Genomic DNA, 16,203 nt, shown 5'->3' with positions numbered 1-16,203 from the left:
GCGGTGGCAGCGGTGGCGCGGCGCTCGCGGATCGCCGGACGTTCGACCGCGGCGTCGTCCGCCTCGCGTTCGCGCGGTCGGCGCCCGCCGGCGAAAGGCGGCACGGCCGCGCACGTAGCGTCGTGACACGCGCGATCGCGATCACGGCGGCCGGGTGATCGGCGCGATCGGCGGGCGGTCGCCCCGGGACCACACGAACCACACCACTCCGACCACCGCGTCGGGCGGGATGACCCCGTAGTTGCGCGAGTCGGGCGCGTATTCGCGCAGGTCGGCCATCACGTAGTAGCCGGTGCCGGTGTCGGCGTCGGGCACGCCGGTGAGCCGTCGCTTCGGATCGTCGATCACGTCGTGCACCGCGCCGGCGATCCGCTCGCGTACGACCTGCATGTCGCGGCCGTACAGGGTCACGCGGGCGATCGGCTCGTGCTCTGCCCGGACGCCGTCGACCGTGGGGACCATGCCGTCGAATGTGAGGTGTTCGCCCGGCAGGCCGATGACCCGGCGGAGGACGACGCCTCCGCCGTGGCGAAACAAGATCAGATCGCCGCGGCGTATCGTCGCCCGGCGCAGGAACACGACACCGGCGCCGTCCCCGAGACCGGGCAGCATGTCGTCGCCCGCGACGCGCGCGAGCCCGGCGAGCGATGCGAAGGCGATCGCCGCGGCGGCCACGACCGCGGCCGCCGCGATCCAGCCGCGCCGCCGGCCGCGGGTCATACCAGCGCCTCGTAGAGCGCGCGCGCCGCCGCGCCCGGGTCGGCCGCGGCCATGACCGCGCGGATGCACGCGATGCCGGCGGCGCCCGCGCGCCGGGCCTGCCGGGCGCGCGCCGGGCCGTCGACGCCGCCGATGGCGATCGCGCCGGCCGGAAACCGGTCGAGCCCGCACCCGGCCGGCTTGCCGCGGGTCGGCCACACCGGCCCGTACACGACGGCGTCGGCGCTCGCGGCGCGCGCGGCGGCCGCGGCCGCCGCGGAGTGAACCGACACCGCGACGGCCAGGGCCGGTGCGACGCGCCGCACGTCCGCGATGGCGAGCCCGCGCTCCGGCAGGTGGACGCCGTCCGCCCCGGCGGCGAGCGCCACGTCGACCCGGTCGTTGACGAGCAGGCGTGCGCCGCGAGCGCGAACGATCGGCACCAGGCGCCGCGCGAGCGCGAGCAGCGGGCCGCCGTCGAGGTCCTTTTCGCGCAACTGCACCCACGCGGCGCCCGGGGGCAGGGCCGCCAGCGCCGCGGCGATCACCTCGGCCAGCGGGCGCTGCGCGACGTGCCGGTCGGTCACCAGGTACAGCCGCGGCGTCACTCGGCGCTACTCGATCAGTCCGGTCTCCGGCGACGAGGCCGTCGCGTAGGCGCGCGGCGGCATGCGGCCCGCCAGATACGCCTTGCGCCCCGCTTCGACCGCGAGGCGCATCGCTTCGGCCATTTGCACCGGGTGTTTGGCCGCGGCGATGCCGGTGTTCATCAGCACGGCGGTGCAACCGAGTTCGAGCGCGATCGCCGCGTCCGACGCGGTGCCGACGCCGGCGTCGACGATCACCGGCACGTCGACCGCCTCGACGATCAGGCGGATGTTGTGCGGGTTGCGAATGCCCAGGCCGGAGCCGATCGGTGCGGCCAGCGGCATGACCGCCACGCAGCCGACGTCCGCCAGCTTCTTGCAGGTGACGAGGTCGTCGGTGCAATAGGGCAATACCTGGAAGCCCTCCTTCACCAAGACGCGCGCGGCTTCGACGGTGGCGGCGTTGTCGGGAAACAGCGTCTTGCGGTCGCCGATGACCTCGAGCTTGACGAACTCGTCCATGCCGAGTTCGCGCGCCAGCCGCAGCGTGCGAATCGCCTCGTCGGCGGTGTAGCAGCCGGCGGTGTTCGGCAGCAGCACGATGCGGTCGCGGTCGATCGCGTCGAGCACCGACGGCTTCGAGCGATCCAGCTCGACCCGCCGGAGGGCGACGGTGACCATCTCGGCGCCCGACGCCTCGATGGCCGCGCGGGTCTGCTCGATGGACGCATACTTGCCGGTGCCGACGATGAGGCGCGACGTGAACGTTCGGTTGCCGAGGGTCCAGGTGTCGGTGTGAGACATGGGTCACCCACCGCCCACGAAGGTGACGATCTCGACGGCGTCGCCGGGGCGGAGGACGGCGTCGTCGTAGCGGGCGCGCGGGACGATGTCGCGGTTGCGCTCGACCGCGACGCGCGTCCGGTCGAGCCCGAGATCGGCGATCAGGCCGGCGACCGTCGTGCCGGCCGAAACCTGCCGCACCGCGCCGTTGACCGTGATCTCGATGGGTTCGGACATCGCGCGGCCCACATGTAGCACGCCGCCTCGCGCCTGCAAAGCGGTGTACGCGATTGGGGGACTGGCGTGACCACCGCGACATTTGCGCCACGGTTCGGCCCGCGCGCGTGAACGGATGGTGACGCATGCCACAGGGGCGGTCGCGCACAACCCCCCAAAACTGTTGAACCGTCGCCGGCAGATCGAGGTCGGCATCGCGTTTGCTTTGGGTTCGGGCCGTGCCGTCCGTGACACGCGACCCAACCAAGGAGACAAGCCCCATGCCGCTCAGCATCGCCCGCGCCGACGACGGCGGAGCCGTCCGCACCGAGGAAGCCGCGCGCGTTCGCGCCGCGATCGCCCGCGCCCCGATGTTCGCGTCGCTGCCGCTGCACGCGATCGAAGACCTCACCCAACGGGTGAAGGTGCGCCGCGTGCGCGCCCACGGGGCGGCGGTGTCGCAGGACGAGCCCGGCGATGCGCTGTTCGTCATCGCGTCCGGCCGGGTCAAGGTGGTCATCTTCGGCGAAAACGGCCGCGAGGTGACCCTGTCGCTGCTGCGCCCCGGGGACGCGTTCGGCGAGATCTCGTTGTTCGACGGCGAGCCGCGCACCGCCAACGTCATCGCGCTGGAGCCGACCACGCTGCTGATGCTGTCGCGCGACGACCTGCTGGCGCACATCAGCCGCTTCCCGCAGACGGCGTTGAACCTGCTCGGCGAGATGGCCAACCGGCTGCGTCGCGCCGACGACGCGATCGCGCAGCTCGCGCTGTGCGACGTCAACGAGCGCCTGATCCGCCTCCTCGTGAGCCTCGCGCGCGACGAGGGCACGGACGCGCCCGAGGGCGTGCTCATCCGCCGGCGTCCGACGCAGCAGGAACTCGCCAACATGATCGGTTCCTGCCGCGAGACGATCTCGCGGGCGTTCAACCAGCTCGCGCGCGACGGGTTGATCATCCCGCGTGGCCGCGCGCTCATCGTCACCGACGAGCTGCTGCGCCGCCAGGGAGTCGACCGGGCCGCGTGATCGCGCCTCGGGCCGCGGGCGTTGCGCCGGCGCGGCCCCTATAATGCCGGCGTGACCAAGTGCGCGGCCATTCGCCCGACCCGCGTGGTGGTCGATCTGTCCGCGATTGTCGCGAACGCCGCGGCGGTCGCGGCGCACGCCGGCGTCGACCTGTACGCGGTGGTCAAGGCGGATGCCTACGGGCACGGAGCCGTGCCGGTCGCCCGTGCGCTCGAGCGGGCGCCTGGGGTGGCCGGCCTCGCGGTGTCCCTGGTCGAGGAGGGGGTCGAGCTGCGCGACGCGGGCGTCGCGGCGCCGGTGCTGGTGATGGGGCCGTCGCTCGGCGGGGCGCACGCCGAAGTGGTCGCGCGCGGGCTCACGCCGGTCGTGTCCGACCCGGCCGACCTCGAGCGGTTCGCTGCGGTCGGCCGCGCGCGCGGTGCGCCGGTGGCCGTGCACGTCAAGCTCGACACGGGCATGCACCGGCTCGGGATCGCGCCGGAGGCCGCGGTCGGCGCGTGCGCGCCTCGCGACGGCCTCGTCGTCGAGGGCATCTGCACGCACCTGGCCAGCGCGGACGCGGACGACCCGGCCGATCCCGACAGCCCGACGCGGCGGCAGCTGGCCCGGTTCGACGCCGCGCTCGCCGCGCTCACCGCCGCCGGCCGGCGCCCGCCGATCGCCCACGCCGCCAACAGCGCGGGGGCGCTGCGATTTGCCGCGCGGTACGACCGGGTGCGGCCCGGCCTGGCCCTGTACGGCGCGGCGGCGGGGCCGGTGTCGCTCGCGCCGGCGCTGGAGTTCGCAAGCGCGATCGCGCAGGTGCGGGACGTGCCGGCCGGCGGCCGCGTGTCGTACGGCGGCCTGTGGACCGCGACGCGCCCGACGCGCGCCGCCGTGGTCCCGGTGGGCTACGCCGACGGCTATCCCCGCAATCTCACGGGTCGCGCGGACGTGCTCGTGGCGGGGCGGCGCTGCCCGGTCATCGGAGCAGTCAGCATGGACATGATCTTGGTCGACGTCACAGACTTGGGCGATGCTGTCGCCGTGGGACAGCCCGTCATCTTGATCGGATCCGACGGACGCGAGCGCATCTCCGTCGTCGAGTTCGCGGCCGGCGCGGGGATCAGCGCATACGAGGTGACGTGCGGCATCTCCAAGCGCGTGCCGCGTACCTACCGCGGCGGAGGCGCCGATGCGTGACGCGGGCCCGGGACCGGATGCCGGCGACGCCTCCGGGGCTCCGGGCGTCGGCCGGGCGATCGCCAGCGGCGTCCGCGAGGGCGTCGGCCAGGCCTTCCGGCCGGTCGTCCGCTTCGTCGACTCCGTCGGCGGGCACGTGCTGTTGCTGGTGCGCGCGCTCGCGTGGCTGCCGCGCCGCCCGTACCGGATCGGCAACTACCTCGAGGCGGCCGACTACATCGGCTTCGGGTCGCTCCCGATCATCCTGCTCGTCGGTGCGTTCACCGGCGCGGTCACGTCGCTGCAGATGGTCAACGCGTTTCGCGTGTTCGGCCTCGAGACGATGTCCGGCGGCGTCACCGGCAAGAGCCTCGCGCTGGAGCTGGCGCCGGTGCTCACCTGCCTGATGCTCGCGGCGCGCGCCGGGGCGGGCGTCGCGACCGAACTCGGCACGATGCGCATCACCGAACAGATCGACGCGCTCGAGACGATGGCGATCAATCCGGTGCAGTTCCTCGTGCTTCCGCGGGTCGTCATGGGCACGCTCACCGCGCCGATCCTCACCATGCTGTTCTTCATCGTCGGCATGATCGGCGCCTACATCGTGGCCGTGATCACGCTCAACGTGGACCACGGCCAGTTCCTGTCGAACTTCGAGTTGTATGTCAAACCGGTGGACGTCGCGCAGGGCGTGATCAAAAGCGGGGTGTTCGGCCTCGCGGTGATGCTGATCGCCTGCTATCAGGGGTACAATGCCAGCGGCGGTGGCCGAGGCGTCGGGCTCGCGACCACCCGCGCGGTCGTCGCGGGTTCGGTCGGCGTCCTGGTCCTGGACTACTTCGTGTCGGACGTGTTGCTCGCGCTGTTGCCGGCGTCGCGTTGAGAGTCGTCGTGAAGAACCTATCGCAGGGCATCAAGGTCGGGATCCTCGTCCTCCTCATGACCGTCGGCTCCTACGGCGTGTGGAAGATGATCGGCAGGCGCGCCAGCGGCGGCGGCAGCTATGCGCTCGCCGCGCAGTTTCGCGACGCGTCGGGGTTGCCGATCGGATCGCGCGTGGTCATCGCCGGCCTGCCGGTCGGCGAAATCGCCGAACTGCAGATCCAGGGCCGGTACGCGCGCGTCGTCATGAAGCTGCGCGACGACCTGCGCGACAAGGTGTACGACAACGCCGTCGCGATGAAGAAGTCGTCGTCGCTGTTGGGCGACTACTACATCGAGATCGACCCCGGGACACCGACCTCGATCGATCCGGCCGGCGACCGGCGCACGCACGCGCCGCTGCCGGACGGCGCCGAGATCGAACGCGTGGTCGAGGCCACGTCGCCGGATGCGCTGATGCGCCGGATCGAGCAGTCGATGCCCAAGGTCGACGAGGTGCTCGTCTCCGTGCGCGACCTGAGCGAGGACGTCCGCGCCCTCGTCAACGGCCCGATCGCCTCGATGGCCAACCGCCTCGACCGGCTCGTGCAGGAGCAGGCGCGTACGGTCGAGAGCATCTTGGCGCGCACGGACGACGCGCTCGCGCGCATTCAGGACATCACCAGGGACATCCGCGCGATCACCCGCGACGCGGACGACAAGGTCGATCGGATTCTGGCCGAGACCGAACAGCTCGTGACCCGCACGCGCGAGGAGATCGAGCAGACCGGTGCGTCGGTGCGCGAGAAGCTCGATCTGGTCGACGAGTTTCTCGACCGGTCCACGTCGATCGCCACCAAGATCGACGAGGACAAGGGCACCCTCGGCCGCCTGGTCAACGACTCGACGCTCGCCGACAACCTCGAGGACATCACCGGCGACGCGAAGAACTTCGTGCGCACCCTGTTCGGCATGGAAACGTGGGTCGGGCTGCGCAGCGAGTTCCACTACTGGCCGAACGAGACCAGCAACCTGTTTGCCGGCAACCACTATGTGAGCGTCGAGTTGCGGACCCGGCCCGACAAGTTTTACCTCATCGAGTTCAACCGCGGCTTCCGCGGCGCGTTCCCGGAGACCGAACTGGTCGTCGACCCCGTGACCAACGACAACGGGACGACCGAGTTCCGTCGGCGCGTGCGCATCCGCGACGGCACGCGCATCACGTTCCAGTTCGGCAAGCGGATCGGCTGGGCGTCGCTGCGGTTCGGCATCAAGGAGTCGTCCGGCGGCGTCGGCATCGACGGCCAGTGGTTCGACGACCGGCTCAAGGTGTCGGCCGACGTGTTCGACACGACGTTCGACGCGCTGCCGCGGCTCAAGCTCACCGCCGCCTACTCGTTCTTCCGCCACATCTACGTGATCGCCGGGATGGACGACGTGCTGAACCGGCATCAGGTCATCCAGCCGGAGCCGCAAGATGCCGGGGGCGGCTTCGAGGGCGGAATTCCCATCGCGTTCGAGGACTTCCACACCGGGCGGAGCGCGTTTTTCGGCGCGTATCTGCAGTTCAACGACCTCGACCTGACCGCGCTGCTCACCATCGGTTCCGGCATCTTGATGGCCGCGGCCGAGTAGGCGGGGCCGGCGGAGCCCGCGAAAACACACGGGTCTTGACCCGACTCGCGGCCCCTGGTAGTACCGCCGTTCTGCGATGAAGCCCGAGCTGTCCTTCCGCCTCCGCGACCTGCCCGAGACGCGCGATGTCGCGCTCGAGGAGGCGTTCGTGCGCGAGGCGCTCGCGGCGGTGCCGGGCCAGGACCAGCTCGACGAGCCGCCCGCCGGCGCGGCGCCGGACCGGGTCCACCTGCACGTCGAGGTCACCGTCGAGCACCGCACGGCGTTCGCCGTCGGCCGCCTCACGGGGACAATCGCCGTCGCGTGCAGCCGGTGTCTCGGCCGCGTGACGCTCGCCGTCGACGAGCCGTTTTCGCTCACGTTCCTGCCGCGGTCCGAGTTCGACGCCGAGCCGGACGACGGCGACGTGGAACTCGACGCCGACGACCTCGACGTGTCCGCCCACGACGGCGAGACGGTCGACCTCGCGGCGGCGATTCGCGATCACCTGGTGTTGTCGGTGCCGTACGCGCCGCTGTGCGCCGACGATTGCAAGGGGTTGTGCGCCCAGTGCGGCGCCGACCTCAACGCGGGCGCGTGCGCCTGTCCTCCCGCCGCCGCGGATTCGCCGTGGGCGGCCGCGCTGTCGAAACTCAAACTCGAATAGGAAGTCACCATGGCACTGCAGAAACGTCGTCTCGGTCGCTCGCGCGTGCGGCACCGCCGCTCGGCCTGGGCCGCGAGCTTCAAGAAGCCGCTGGTCGGCACCTGCCCGAAGTGCGGCGCGCCCCGGCTGCCGCACCGGGTCTGCCTCGAGTGCGGGACGTATCGGGGCGAACAGGTCGTCGAGGGGCGCGCGGAGGACACGGAATAGGCGCCCGCGGGCCGGGGACCGAGCGGAGACGCGGCGATGTGGGCACGGCGACGCGCGACCGGGGCTGTGGCTGACCGGCGCGATCGCCGCGCGGCCGCCGGCGGTGCGGCCCCGCGCGCGGACCGCGCGGCGGCTGCGCCCCAGCGCCGCGCGACCCTCGGCGGCGGCTGCGTCGTCGCCGCGATCGACCGCGCGGGGTCCGGCCGCACGCGCGCACGGTGACACCCGTGGCGAAACACGCGATCGCGGTCGACGCGATGGGGGGCGACCGCGCGCCCGGTCCCGAGGTGGCCGGCGCGGTGGCCGCCGTGCGCTCGGCGCCGGTCGAGGTGATCTTGGTCGGCGACGAGCCCCGCCTGCGGACGGAGCTGGCGCGGCTCGGCGCCGACCGCGAGCCGCGGCTGTCGATCCGCCACGCGACGCAAGTCGTGACGATGGACGATCACCCCAGCCAGGCGTTTCGCAAAAAACGCGACTCGTCGCTGCGCGTCGCGTTCGACCTGGTCGCCGCCGGCGATGCCGCCGCGGTCGTGTCGGCCGGCAACTCCGGCGCGGTGCTCGGCCACGCGCTGTTCGTGCTCAAGCGGTTGCCGGGGGTCGAGCGGCCCGGCATCGTCACCGTGTTTCCGACGCCGGACGGCACGCTCGTGCTGTGCGACATGGGCGCCAACGTCGACGTCCGGCCGACCATGCTCGCCCAGTTCGGCGTGCTCGGCGCCGCCTACGATCGCATCTTGCACGGCCGCGCGCGCCCGCGCGTCGGCTTGCTGTCCAACGGGACGGAACTCACCAAGGGGACCGAACTCACTCGCGAGGCCCACGCGCTGCTCGAGGCGGCCGCCAGCCATCCCGACGCCGCGTTCGACTACGTCGGCTACGTCGAGGGCTCGTCGCTGTTTCACGGCGTGTGCGACGTCGTCGCGACCGACGGGTTCACCGGCAACGTGGTGCTCAAGGTGAGCGAGGGGGTCTCCGAGGCGGTGTTCCGGATGGTGAAACAGCAACTGATGGCGTCGGTGCGCGGCCGGCTCGCCGGCGTGCTGGCCAGGCCGGCGATGGTCGCGCTCAAGCGCACGATCGACGCATCGGAGACCGGCGGCGCGCTGCTGCTCGGCGTGCGCGGCGTCGTCGTCATCTGCCACGGCCGCAGCGACGAGGTCGCGATTCGCAACGCGATCGTCGCGTCGGATCGGTTCGTGGCCGGCGGCCTGACCGAGCGGCTGGGCGACGCGCTCGCGCGCCACGCGCGCCTGTGGGAGAGCGTGCCGGCGGCGTGACGGCGCGACAGGAGGACCGCATGCACACTGCACTGTTGTTTCCGGGGCAAGGATCGCAAAAGGTCGGCATGGGCCGCGCCGTCGCCGAGGCGTTCGCCGAGGCGCGCGCCGTGTTCGAGGAGGCGGACGACGCGCTCGGGTTTGCCATCTCGAAGCTGTGCTTCGAGGGACCGGAGGAGGAACTCACGCGCACGGCGAACACCCAGCCGGCGATCTTGACGACCTCGATCGCCGTGTTGCGAGCGCTTCAGGCCCGCGTGCCGCTGGCGTTCGACGCGGCGGCCGGCCACTCGCTCGGCGAGTGGACCGCGCTCGTCGCGACCGGCGCGCTGCGCCTCGGCGATGCGGTCCGGCTCGTTCGCCTGCGCGGCGAGGCGATGCAGCGGGCGGTGCCGGAGGGGGTGGGCGCGATGGCGGCCATCGTCGGCCTCGACGGCGACCGGGTCGCGGCCCTGTGCGCCGAGGCGTCCACCGGCGCCGAGGTGTGCAGCCCGGCGAACCTCAACGGCGGCGGCCAGGTCGTCATCTCCGGCCACACGCCGGCGGTCGACCGGGCGATGGCGGCCGCGAAGGCGGCGGGGGCGCGTCTCGTGCGCAAGCTCGCGGTGAGCGCGCCGTTTCACTGCGCGCTGATGCAGCCGGCCGCCGACGCGCTCGCCGACGCGCTCGCGCCGGTCGAGGTGCGGGCGCCGGCCGTGCCGGTGTACGCGAACGTGACCGCCGAGCCGCACGGCGATCCGGACGCCATCAAGGCGCGCCTGGTCGACCAGGTGACGGCGCCGGTGCAGTGGGAACGGACGGTGCAGCGGATGGCGGCGGCCGGGATGCGGCGGGCCTACGAGGTCGGCCCGGGGCGCGTGCTCGCCGGCCTCGTCAAGCGGATCGCGCCGGACGTGGCGGTCGCGGGCGTCGCCGAACCGGAGGACATCGACAACCTGGCACGCGCGGAGGGATGACATGGCGATCGTGGACAAGGCACTCGAGGGGAAGGTCGCGCTGGTGACCGGCGGCTCGCGCGGGATCGGCCGCGCGATCTGCGTCGCGCTCGCGCGGCGCGGCGCCACCGTGGTGGTCAACTACGCGGCGCGCGAGGATGCGGCGCGCGAGACGGCGGCCGACGTGGAGGCGGCCGGCGGCAAGGCGGCCGTCGCCGGGTTCGACGTGGCCGACCGCGACGCGGTGACGGCCGCGATCAAGGCGATCGCGGCGGAACACGGCGGGCTGCACATCCTCGTCAACAACGCGGGCGTCGCGATCAACGGCCTCGCGATGCGGTTTCGCCCCGAGGACTGGCGCCGCCAGTTGGCGATCAACCTCGATGGCGCGTTCTGGTGCAGCCAGGCGGCGACGCCTCAGCTCCTGCGCGCCAAGCGAGACGGTCGTATCATCAACATCACGTCCGTCGTCGGCGAGATGGGCAACGCGGGCCAGGCGGCGTACGCGACCGCCAAGGCCGGCCTCATCGGCCTCACCAAGGCGCTCGCCCGCGAATACGCGTCGCGCGGCGTCACCGTCAACGCGATCGCGCCCGGCTTCATCGAGACGGACATGACGGCCGAGCACCTGCCCGACGACCAGCGCGCCAAACTGCTGGAGGAGATCCCACTGGGCCGCATCGGCGCGGCCGAGGACGTCGCCGGCGCGGCGGCGTTCCTGGCCGGGCCGGAGGCGGGCTACATCACCGGCCAGGTCATTCGCGTCAACGGCGGCATGTTGATGTAGACTGCCGCGCGACCAACCACCGACTGGACAGCCAACAGAGGAACCAACCGTCATGACGCCTGAAGAAATCACCGCCAAGGTCAAAGAGATCATCTGCCAGCAGCTCGAGGTGTCTCCCGAGCAGTGCAAGGACGACGCGTCGTTCGTCGATGACTTGAAGGCGGATTCGCTCGCCGTCGTGGAACTCGTCCTGGCGCTCGAGCAGGAGTTCAAGCTCGAGATTCCGGACGAGGACACCGAGAAGATCCGCACGGTCAAAGACGCGATCGACTACATCAAGTCGCACGTGAACTAGACCATGCGCCGCGTCGTCATCACCGGGATCGGCCTGGTCACGCCGCTCGGCAACGACCGGGAGTCGACGTGGAGCGGGCTCGTCGAGGGCAAAAGCGGCATCGGCCCGATCACCCACTTCGACGCGTCGGAGTTTTCGACGAAGATCGCCGGCGAGGTGAAGGGCTGGGTCGCCGAGGAGCCGTACATCGACAAGCGCGAGGCGCGCCACTTCGACGACTTCCTCCAGTTCGGCATCACCGCGGGGCTCAAGGCGCTCGAAGACGCGGGCTACGAGGACCGGCGCGCCCCCGAAGCCGAGGCGCACCGCTGGGGATCGTTCGTCGGCGCGGGCCTCGGCGGCGTGCAGACGATCGAGCGCACCTACCGCAACCTGCGCGAGCGCGGGCCGCGCCACGGCGTGTCGCCGTACTTCGTGTGCGACATCATCATCAACATGATCCCCGGGATGCTCACGATCAAGACGGGGGCGACCGGGCCGAACTTCAGCCACGTGAGCGCGTGCTCGAGCGGCGCGCACTCGATCGGCGAGGCGATGCGCGCGATCCAGTACGGCAGCGCCGACCTGATGATCGCGGGCGGCGCCGAGGCGACCGTGTCCGAGTTGGGCATCGGCGGATTCGCGTCGATGCGCGCCCTGTCGACCCGCAACGACGAGCCGGAGCGCGCGAGCCGGCCGTTCGACAAGGACCGCGACGGCTTCGTGTGCGCCGAGGGCGCCGGGGTCGTGGTGCTCGAGGAACTCGAACATGCCAAGCGGCGCGGTGCCCGCATCTACTGCGAGCTGGTCGGCTACGGCGCCAACTCCGATGCGTACCACATGACGCAGCCGGCGCCGGAGGGGCGGGGGGCGCGTGCGTGCATACAGCTGGCGCTCGAGGACGCGAAGGTCGATTCGGCGCAGGTGGGCTACATCAACGCGCACGGCACGTCGACGCCGTTCAACGACAAGAACGAGACGGCCGCGATCCGGGCGGTGTTCGGCGCGCATGCGGATCGACTCGCGGTGTCGTCGACCAAGTCGATGACCGGGCACATGCTCGGGGCGGCCGGTGGCGTCGAGGCGGCCATCACCGCGCTGGCGATCCACCGCGGCGTGCTGCCGCCGACGATCAACTACGAGACGCCGGACCCGGAGTGCGACCTCGACTACGTGCCGAACGCGGCGCGCGAGGTGCGCGTCGACGTGGCGCTGTCGAATTCGTTCGGGTTCGGCGGCACGAACGCCTGCCTGGTGTTCAAGCGGTACGCGGGCGACTGAACGGCGGCGCGCGCGGCCGGCGCCGCCGGGGTGGCGGCGGGCGCGCGGCTGGCGGTATACACGCCGCATGAAGTGGTATGCGGGTTCCGATCACGCGGGGCTGGAGCTCAAGCGCCAGCTCGTAGACCATCTGCGCGCACTCGGCGACGAGGTGGAGGACCTCGGCACACACGACGGGGCGTCCGTGGACTACCCGGACTACGGCGAGCGGGTCGGCCGCGCGGTGGCGGCGCAGCCGGGCAGTTTCGGCCTGCTGGTGTGCGGCACCGGGATCGGGATCTCGATCGCGGCCAACAAGATCCCGGGGGTGCGGGCGGCGGTCGTCACCGGGACGTACATGGCGAAGATGGCGCGGGCGCACAACGACGCCAACGCGATTGCACTCGGCGCCCGGGTCGTCGGCGCCGGCGTCGCGGTGGACGCGGTGGATGCGTTTCGCGCGACGGCGTTCGAGGGCGGCCGGCACGCGCGCCGGGTCGACAAGATCGCGGCGCTCGACGGTGGCGCCGGAAAGTGACGGGCGATGCGCTGTCCGTTCTGCGGCACCAACGAGGACCGCGTCATCGACTCGCGCACGTCGAAGGACGGCGGCGAGATCCGGCGCCGCCGCGAGTGCGAGGCGTGCAAGCGGCGGTTCACGACGTATGAGCGTATCGAGGACGCGCTGCCGATCGTGAGCAAGCGCGACGGCCGGCGCGAGCCGTTCGACCGCGACAAGCTGCTGCGCGGGCTCAAGCGGGCGGCGGCCAAGCGTCCGGTGTCGTTCGGCGACCTCGAAAAGATCGCCGAGGAGGTCGAGCGCGACATCTGCGATACCGGCGACCGCGAGGTGGCGTCCAAGCGCATCGGCGAGGCGGTGCTGCCGCGGCTGCGCAAGCTCGACGAGGTGGCCTACGTGCGGTATGCGTCGATCTACCGCGACTTTCGCGACGTCGACGAGTTCATGCGGGAGCTGGCCGACTTGATGCGGGCGCGCAAGTCGTGACGCGGGCGGGCAGGGCGACTCGGGCCGGCCGGCGGCGCGCGCGCCGCGGCGCGGTGCGCCCGGAGGATGACCGCTGGATGGCGCGGTGCATCGAGCTGGCGCGCCGCGGGACCGGCCGGACGGCGCCGAACCCGCTGGTCGGTTGCGCGATCGTGTCGCCGGCCGGCGAGCTGCTCGCGGAGGGCTACCACGCGCGGCTCGGCGGCCCGCACGCGGAGGCCGTCGCTCTGCGCAAGCTCGGTGGGCGCGCGCCGGGCGCGACGATGTACGTGAACCTCGAGCCGTGCGCACACACCGGGCGGCGCCGGACGGCGCCGTGCGCGCCGCTGGTGCTCGAGGCGGGCATCGCGCGACTCGTCATCGGGATGCTCGATCCGATCCGCGCGCACAGCGGCGGCGCGGCGTGGCTGCGGCGCAAGGGGGTGGAGGTGGTCACCGGGGTGCGCCGCGCGGAGTGCGCCGAACTCAACGCGGCGTTCGTGACGTGGGCGCGCGAGGGGCGGCCGCGGTTCACGCTGAAGGCGGCGGTGACGCTCGACGGGCGCATCGCGACGCGGACGGGTGACTCGAAGTGGATTACGGGCGAGGCGGCGCGGCGCGACGCGCACCGGCTGCGCCACGCGCACCAGGCGATCCTCGTCGGCGTCGGGACGGTGCGGGCGGACGATCCGCGGCTGACGGTGCGCGGCGTGCGCGGCGGCGTCGACCCGATCCGGATCGTGCTGGACAGTCGATTGCGCACGCCGCCGGACAGCCGCGTGCTGCCGGCGAACGCGGAGTCGACGGCCCGTTGCATCCTCGCGACGACGGCGGCGGCGCCGGCGGCGCGGGAGCGGCGGCTGGCCGCACTCGGGGCCGAGGTGTGGCGCGTGCGGGCGACGCGGCAGGGACGCGTGGACGTGCGGGCGCTGGCGCGGCGGCTCGCGGCGGCGGAGATCGTGTCGGTGCTGGTCGAGGGGGGCGGCGAGGTGCACGCGACGATGCTGGCGGCCGGGCTGGCGGACGAGGTGCGCCTGTACGTGGCGCCGCGGGTGTTCGGCGCGGGACCCGCGTGGGTCGAGGGGCGCGGGGTGGCGCGCGTGGCGGCGGCCGTGGGGATGCGGCTGGCCGGCGAGCCGGAGCGGCTCGGGGAGGACCTGGTCGTGCGTGCGGTGCCGGCGCGGCGCGCGCGGCGTGCGGGGTGAGGGGGCCCGACCGGGCGGTGGACGACCGGCGCCCGGGCCGACGTTGGGGCGGCCTGTACGGCCGGGTCCGACCGGGCGGGGGCGCCCGGTGGCTGCAGGGGCGGCGGGCGGCGCCGGGTCCGCCCGCGGCGTGCGCGCGGCGGGGCTGGGACGGGATCGGCGGGTGACGCGGCAGGGGGCGCGGCGGGTTGGGACGTCGCGCTTGCCTTTGGCGGCGGTCCCAGGCAGGGTTACGGCGGGCGCTCGGCCGGCGGGCGCCGATGGACCGAACGCGCCGGCGTCCGCGAGAGCGACTTCATGTTTACGGGCCTGGTCGAAGATATCGGCCGCGTGGCGGCCGCGAGCCGGCGCGGCGAGGGAGTGGTGCTGGCGATCGCGCCGGGCCGGATCGACGTCGACGATCTGGCGATCGGCGAGTCGGTCGCGGTCGACGGCACGTGCCTCACGGTGACCGCGCGCGGCGCCGGCCGGTTCGAGGTGGTCGCCGGCAACGAGACGCTTCGGCGGACGACGCTCGGCCGGCTGCGGCCGGGCGATCGGGTCAACCTCGAGCGGGCGCTGCGGTTGGGGGACCGGCTCGGCGGCCATCTCGTGCTCGGCCACGTCGACGGGGTCGGCCACATCGCCGCGAAGCGCGATCTCGGCGCCAATCTCGAGGTCGCGGTACGCGCGGCCCCCGAACTGCTGCGCTACATCATCGAGAAGGGGTCGATTGCGATCGATGGCATCAGCCTCACGGTCAACCTCGTCGACGGCGCGGGATTCTCGATCGCGCTGATTCCCCACACGGTCGAGGCGACGACGCTGGCAGACAAGCCGGTGGGCGCGCCGGTCAATCTGGAGGTCGACATGATCGGCAAGTACGTCGAAAAGCTGGTGGAGGGCTACCGGCGATGAGGGACTCGATCGATCGCGTCGTCGAGGCGATGGAGCGGTACCGCGCCGGCGAGATGGTGATCCTCGTCGACGACGAGGATCGCGAAAACGAGGGCGACCTGTGCATCGCGGCGGAAAAGTGCACGCCCGAGGCGATCACGTTCATGGCGACCCACGGCCGCGGGCTCATCTGCCTCGCGTTGGACGAGTCGTTCATCGAGCGGCTCAAGCTGCCGATGATGGTCCACGACAACGAGGCGGCGCTCGGCACGGCGTTCACCGTGTCCATCGAGGCGCGCCACGGCGTGACCACGGGGATCTCGGCGCGAGACCGCGCTCGCACGATCCAGGTCGCGATCGCGGACGACGCGCGGCCGGAGGACGTCGTGTCACCGGGGCACGTGTTTCCGCTGCGCGCGCGCCGCGGCGGAGTGCTCGTGCGGACCGGCCAGACGGAAGGCTCGGTCGATCTGGCCCGGCTCGCGGGCCTCAAGCCCGCCAGCGTGATCTGCGAGATCATGCGCGACGACGGCGAGATGGCGCGGATGCCCGACCTCGAGGTGTTTTCGCGCAAACACGGCATCTTCCTGCTGACGATCGCCGACCTGATCGCGTACCGGCTACAGCAGGAGATGATCGTCGAGCGCCGCGCGACGAGCCCGATGCGTCCGGCCTTGCTCGGCGAGGGCGAGCCGTTTCAGGCGTACGTGTACGGCACGTCGGTCGAGGACGCCGAGTACCTGGCGCTGGTGCGCGGCGACGTGCGGGCGGCGAGCCGCCG

At 72.5% G+C, this 16,203-nt stretch carries 20 protein-coding genes; 16 read left to right on the top strand and 4 right to left on the bottom strand.

The window, feature by feature from the left end; all coding sequences use genetic code 11:
- Window positions 1-141: 141 nt before the first annotated feature.
- The 4 genes from lepB to thiS are packed head-to-tail and all read right to left on the bottom strand — an operon-like array spanning window position 142 to window position 2,306.
- Window positions 142-720: a signal peptidase I gene (gene lepB / locus D6689_21215; GenBank protein ID RMH37269.1), complete on the bottom strand. Its 579-nt coding sequence runs from the start codon at window positions 718-720 to the stop codon at window positions 142-144.
- Window positions 717-1,307, bottom strand: coding sequence for a thiamine phosphate synthase (locus D6689_21210; GenBank protein RMH37268.1), 591 nt, complete (start codon window positions 1,305-1,307; stop codon window positions 717-719). The genes lepB and D6689_21210 overlap by 4 nt, the downstream gene beginning before the upstream one ends.
- 6 nt (window positions 1,308-1,313) lie before the next feature.
- A complete protein-coding gene (locus D6689_21205; protein RMH37267.1) occupies window positions 1,314-2,090 on the bottom strand; it encodes a thiazole synthase in 777 nt (258 codons plus the stop codon).
- Window positions 2,091-2,093: 3 nt separating this feature from the next.
- Window positions 2,094-2,306: a sulfur carrier protein ThiS gene (thiS, locus tag D6689_21200; GenBank protein RMH37273.1), complete on the bottom strand. Its 213-nt coding sequence runs from the start codon at window positions 2,304-2,306 to the stop codon at window positions 2,094-2,096.
- A gap of 260 nt (window positions 2,307-2,566) precedes the next feature.
- Here thiS and D6689_21195 point away from each other — a divergent pair, with 260 nt between their 5' ends.
- The 16 genes from D6689_21195 to ribB form a co-directional block, all read left to right on the top strand.
- Window positions 2,567-3,313 carry a Crp/Fnr family transcriptional regulator gene (locus D6689_21195; GenBank protein RMH37266.1) on the top strand — a complete coding sequence of 249 codons (747 nt, stop codon included), beginning with the start codon at window positions 2,567-2,569 and terminating at the stop codon, window positions 3,311-3,313.
- A gap of 21 nt (window positions 3,314-3,334) precedes the next feature.
- Window positions 3,335-4,495, top strand: coding sequence for an alanine racemase (alr, locus tag D6689_21190; protein ID RMH37265.1), 1,161 nt, complete (start codon window positions 3,335-3,337; stop codon window positions 4,493-4,495).
- Window positions 4,488-5,357, top strand: coding sequence for an ABC transporter permease (locus D6689_21185; protein RMH37264.1), 870 nt, complete (start codon window positions 4,488-4,490; stop codon window positions 5,355-5,357). The genes alr and D6689_21185 overlap by 8 nt, the downstream gene beginning before the upstream one ends.
- Window positions 5,358-5,365: 8 nt before the next feature.
- A complete protein-coding gene (locus tag D6689_21180) occupies window positions 5,366-6,970 on the top strand; it encodes an MCE family protein (GenBank protein RMH37263.1) in 1,605 nt (534 codons plus the stop codon).
- A gap of 76 nt (window positions 6,971-7,046) precedes the next feature.
- The gene (locus tag D6689_21175; protein ID RMH37262.1) at window positions 7,047-7,616 is read left to right on the top strand and encodes a DUF177 domain-containing protein; all 570 of its coding nucleotides are present in this window, start codon (window positions 7,047-7,049) and stop codon (window positions 7,614-7,616) included.
- Between the two features lie 9 nt (window positions 7,617-7,625).
- The gene (locus D6689_21170) at window positions 7,626-7,823 is read left to right on the top strand and encodes a 50S ribosomal protein L32 (protein ID RMH37261.1); all 198 of its coding nucleotides are present in this window, start codon (window positions 7,626-7,628) and stop codon (window positions 7,821-7,823) included.
- Window positions 7,824-8,080: 257 nt separating this feature from the next.
- On the top strand, window positions 8,081-9,100 hold the full coding sequence (gene plsX, locus D6689_21165; protein RMH37272.1) for a phosphate acyltransferase PlsX: 1,020 nt from the start codon (window positions 8,081-8,083) through the stop codon (window positions 9,098-9,100).
- Window positions 9,101-9,120: 20 nt separating this feature from the next.
- The gene (gene fabD / locus D6689_21160; protein ID RMH37271.1) at window positions 9,121-10,056 is read left to right on the top strand and encodes a [acyl-carrier-protein] S-malonyltransferase; all 936 of its coding nucleotides are present in this window, start codon (window positions 9,121-9,123) and stop codon (window positions 10,054-10,056) included.
- A gap of 1 nt (window position 10,057) precedes the next feature.
- A complete protein-coding gene (locus tag D6689_21155) occupies window positions 10,058-10,822 on the top strand; it encodes a 3-oxoacyl-ACP reductase FabG (protein RMH37260.1) in 765 nt (254 codons plus the stop codon).
- A 52-nt stretch (window positions 10,823-10,874) separates the two neighbouring features.
- Window positions 10,875-11,117 carry an acyl carrier protein gene (gene acpP / locus D6689_21150; protein ID RMH37259.1) on the top strand — a complete coding sequence of 81 codons (243 nt, stop codon included), beginning with the start codon at window positions 10,875-10,877 and terminating at the stop codon, window positions 11,115-11,117.
- Between the two features lie 3 nt (window positions 11,118-11,120).
- On the top strand, window positions 11,121-12,377 hold the full coding sequence (fabF, locus tag D6689_21145; protein ID RMH37258.1) for a beta-ketoacyl-[acyl-carrier-protein] synthase II: 1,257 nt from the start codon (window positions 11,121-11,123) through the stop codon (window positions 12,375-12,377).
- Between the two features lie 67 nt (window positions 12,378-12,444).
- A complete protein-coding gene (gene rpiB / locus D6689_21140; protein ID RMH37257.1) occupies window positions 12,445-12,894 on the top strand; it encodes a ribose 5-phosphate isomerase B in 450 nt (149 codons plus the stop codon).
- 6 nt (window positions 12,895-12,900) lie between these two features.
- Window positions 12,901-13,362: a transcriptional repressor NrdR gene (nrdR, locus tag D6689_21135; protein RMH37256.1), complete on the top strand. Its 462-nt coding sequence runs from the start codon at window positions 12,901-12,903 to the stop codon at window positions 13,360-13,362.
- Between the two features lie 53 nt (window positions 13,363-13,415).
- On the top strand, window positions 13,416-14,546 hold the full coding sequence (gene ribD, locus D6689_21130) for a bifunctional diaminohydroxyphosphoribosylaminopyrimidine deaminase/5-amino-6-(5-phosphoribosylamino)uracil reductase RibD (GenBank protein RMH37270.1): 1,131 nt from the start codon (window positions 13,416-13,418) through the stop codon (window positions 14,544-14,546).
- A 297-nt stretch (window positions 14,547-14,843) separates the two neighbouring features.
- Window positions 14,844-15,443 carry a riboflavin synthase gene (locus D6689_21125; protein RMH37255.1) on the top strand — a complete coding sequence of 200 codons (600 nt, stop codon included), beginning with the start codon at window positions 14,844-14,846 and terminating at the stop codon, window positions 15,441-15,443.
- On the top strand, window positions 15,440-16,203 hold a 764-nt coding region (gene ribB / locus D6689_21120), incomplete at its 3' end, for a 3,4-dihydroxy-2-butanone-4-phosphate synthase (protein RMH37254.1). The genes D6689_21125 and ribB, both read left to right, overlap by 4 nt.

It is taken from the genome of Deltaproteobacteria bacterium, from assembly GCA_003696105.1.
In the GTDB taxonomy this organism is placed as follows: Bacteria; Myxococcota_A; Polyangia; order Haliangiales; family J016; genus J016.
The sequence above is the reverse complement of the archived record's forward strand: the minus strand, read 5'-3'. Positions and strand labels throughout refer to the sequence as shown.

Coding starts and splice junctions, on each gene's coding strand:
- D6689_21170 (RMH37261.1), top strand. CDS start 7,626: ATGGCACTGCAGAAACGTCGTCTCGGTCGCTCGCGCGTGCGGCACCGC.
- plsX (RMH37272.1), top strand. CDS start 8,081: ATGGGGGGCGACCGCGCGCCCGGTCCCGAGGTGGCCGGCGCGGTGGCC.
- fabF (RMH37258.1), top strand. CDS start 11,121: ATGCGCCGCGTCGTCATCACCGGGATCGGCCTGGTCACGCCGCTCGGC.
- fabD (RMH37271.1), top strand. CDS start 9,121: ATGCACACTGCACTGTTGTTTCCGGGGCAAGGATCGCAAAAGGTCGGC.
- lepB (RMH37269.1), bottom strand. CDS start 720: ATGACCCGCGGCCGGCGGCGCGGCTGGATCGCGGCGGCCGCGGTCGTG.
- D6689_21205 (RMH37267.1), bottom strand. CDS start 2,090: ATGTCTCACACCGACACCTGGACCCTCGGCAACCGAACGTTCACGTCG.
- D6689_21155 (RMH37260.1), top strand. CDS start 10,058: ATGGCGATCGTGGACAAGGCACTCGAGGGGAAGGTCGCGCTGGTGACC.
- D6689_21125 (RMH37255.1), top strand. CDS start 14,844: ATGTTTACGGGCCTGGTCGAAGATATCGGCCGCGTGGCGGCCGCGAGC.
- thiS (RMH37273.1), bottom strand. CDS start 2,306: ATGTCCGAACCCATCGAGATCACGGTCAACGGCGCGGTGCGGCAGGTT.
- acpP (RMH37259.1), top strand. CDS start 10,875: ATGACGCCTGAAGAAATCACCGCCAAGGTCAAAGAGATCATCTGCCAG.
- nrdR (RMH37256.1), top strand. CDS start 12,901: ATGCGCTGTCCGTTCTGCGGCACCAACGAGGACCGCGTCATCGACTCG.
- D6689_21185 (RMH37264.1), top strand. CDS start 4,488: ATGCGTGACGCGGGCCCGGGACCGGATGCCGGCGACGCCTCCGGGGCT.
- D6689_21195 (RMH37266.1), top strand. CDS start 2,567: ATGCCGCTCAGCATCGCCCGCGCCGACGACGGCGGAGCCGTCCGCACC.
- D6689_21175 (RMH37262.1), top strand. CDS start 7,047: ATGAAGCCCGAGCTGTCCTTCCGCCTCCGCGACCTGCCCGAGACGCGC.
- rpiB (RMH37257.1), top strand. CDS start 12,445: ATGAAGTGGTATGCGGGTTCCGATCACGCGGGGCTGGAGCTCAAGCGC.